The sequence below is a fragment of the Agrococcus pavilionensis RW1 genome (assembly GCF_000400485.1).
Lineage (GTDB): Bacteria > Actinomycetota > Actinomycetes > Actinomycetales > Microbacteriaceae > Agrococcus > Agrococcus pavilionensis.
On the sequence record NZ_ASHR01000050.1, the window covers coordinates 1 to 2214 of the forward strand.

The following is a 2214-nucleotide window of genomic DNA, read 5'->3' on the forward strand; positions in this document are numbered from 1 at the left end:
GATGTCAGTGGCGCGCGACTTCCTCGAGGCCGGATAGCCGGTTACAGACTGCTGGTCTCGGCGCATAGCCGTACCGTCATTCGGTGTGACGATCAGGCCAGCGGAGTGGGACGTGCTGCACCCGCTTGACGAGGCGTCGCCCCCTCCTGCGGATGAGAATCGTCACTCGGGACCATTGACCTCTAGCCTGACGGCATGCGCGACCCACTGGACTCGATCCCGATAGACGCCTGTCCGCAGTGCAGCACTGTGCTTCACGATGGCCGTTGCCGCGGGTGCGGCTATGTCCGAGAGGTGCCTCACACCGAGCGGCCGACAGCTGGCGATGACTTGCCAGGAGTTCTCGCGTAGCCCCTCAGGCCTGAACCGGTAGCCCGCGTATCCGCGATGGAACCTGCGAACTGGTGCACTACAGGCGCCTTACCGAACTCGTGACGCGCTGCGCCAGCGCGCCCTCGCGCGCGAGCCGCCAGTTCGCTAGTTCAGTGGCGGCCACGACGTGCCCGGAGGAGAACAGCAGCCATCATCGGAGTGCGGCCAGGGTGGATGATGATATCCGTGCACGCACTGGCTGTCCTCGCGGGCCGCGTGCGTTTCTGCGGTGCGGAGGCGGTCGAGCATCAGCATGCGCAAGAAAGCCTCTTCATCCGCTCGCCCGTCGTCGTCCAGCGCTAGGAAGCCAGCAACGATTCGTTCGGTCAACAGCGCGACCGTCGATCGGATCTCGGCAGCCGCTTCCTCAAGGGTGTACCGGCGCTGTTCAGGGATGCTCTCGTCAGTCACTGCATGCCCTCCCGACGACTCCCGTCTCTCTTCGCGCACTCGCTATGACGCTACGCCTCGACGTCCGATACACGGCATTGAAGCGGAACGCGAGCCGATCAATCTAGCCGCGTGTGCACGACGAGGCTCGAATCGCCGAACTCATGCGGATCCCGGCGCCCTCATCAACCAGATAGGTGAGGCGACCGCCGAGCTCCAGGCCGACCGCGATGAGGATCGAGGCGGCGATCGGGTCGTCGAGCTCGGTGATCACCACGGCGCGAGCGTACTGCGCGCGCACAATAGCCCAGGCGACGGCGCGAGCGCGACGGCGACGCCCACTCATTCTCGCCGGTACGCCAGCAACCCGGGCTCCGATCGCCACACTGATAGAGGCTTCCGCTCGCACGTTGAGCCTCTTCGTTCACGCTCAGTGCCGCTCAGCCGCGGGCCCGCCGGCGCCGCCCTGAGCGCAACCTAGCCGACGCTCTCTCAGAACCCGTTGACCTAGCCACGCTCTGAGACGTTGATTGTGATGCAGGGTTCTGAGACGCCAGAGTTCACTTCCACGCGCTTGCGGGCCCGGCATCCACTCCCGCATCACAAACGATCGTTTGGAATGCGAGTCGGCGGACGTGGCCGCGGTCCGGCCTAGACCCGAACCCGAGCACCTGCTCCTCCATTGAGACCCCGCAATCCTTCAGCCGTAGCGGCGACCAACACGACTTCGCCGAAGCTTCTGCCCACCTCGCCTGCACGCGCCAGCTAACGCGACCGGCCAGCACAGCTCTCTGCGCGCCCTATCCACACAAGCGATGCGGCGGTGAGTTCTGGTGGGCGTTGACTGGCCCGATTGCGCGGGATTTCGCGTACTCGTGGAGCGGGCTAGTTGTACCCGGTCATGACCTTGGTGCAGTGGGTGGTGGCGTGAGGAGGACCTCCGCGGGTTGAGTGGAGTTGTTCAACGCTTCACCGACCAACGGAGGTCCTCGTGTCCCACGCTAACGCTCGTCTGACGCCTCGGGGCAGGGAGATCGCGGTGCTGCGCGTGCAAGCGGGCTGGTCGCGCTCGCACGTCGCGGCCGCGATGGGCTGCTCGCGCAACTGCGTCGGCCGCTGGGTCGAACGGTTCGAGGCCGAGGGCATCGACGGTCTCCAGGACCGCTCTTCCCGGCCCGGCTCGTCGCCGACGCGAACACCGGAGGAGACGGAGCTGGAGATCGTGCGGCTTCGGGTCGAGGAGCGCCTGGGCCGGGAGGCGATCGCGCAGCTCGTCGGCGTCTCGCCGCGCACGGTCTCGCGCGTGCTCGCCCGTCGAGGCGCGCCGGCGCTGGCGGCGCTGGATCCGATGACCGGGGAGCTGATCCGCACCTCGAAGCAGACCGCGATCCGCTACGAGCGGGAGCGGCCGGGCGAGCTGGTCCACATGGACGTGAAGAAGCTCGGCCGCAT

3 protein-coding genes are annotated in these 2214 nt (G+C 66.8%); 1 reads left to right on the forward strand and 2 read right to left on the reverse strand.

All coding sequences use genetic code 11. From position 1 onward, the window contains the following. Window positions 1-477 precede the first annotated feature (477 nt). Both L332_RS30245 and L332_RS30500 read right to left on the reverse strand, forming a co-directional pair. On the reverse strand, window positions 478-783 hold the full coding sequence (locus L332_RS30245; RefSeq protein ID WP_144061123.1) for a hypothetical protein: 306 nt from the start codon (window positions 781-783) through the stop codon (window positions 478-480). Between the two features lie 103 nt (window positions 784-886). Continuing rightward, window positions 887-1036: a hypothetical protein gene (locus tag L332_RS30500; RefSeq protein ID WP_158316746.1), complete on the reverse strand. Its 150-nt coding sequence runs from the start codon at window positions 1034-1036 to the stop codon at window positions 887-889. Between the two features lie 717 nt (window positions 1037-1753). Between L332_RS30500 and L332_RS0115925 the strand changes: the two genes are divergently transcribed. Beyond that, window positions 1754-2214: helix-turn-helix domain-containing protein (locus L332_RS0115925; protein WP_041204235.1), on the forward strand; the 461-nt coding region annotated here is incomplete at its 3' end.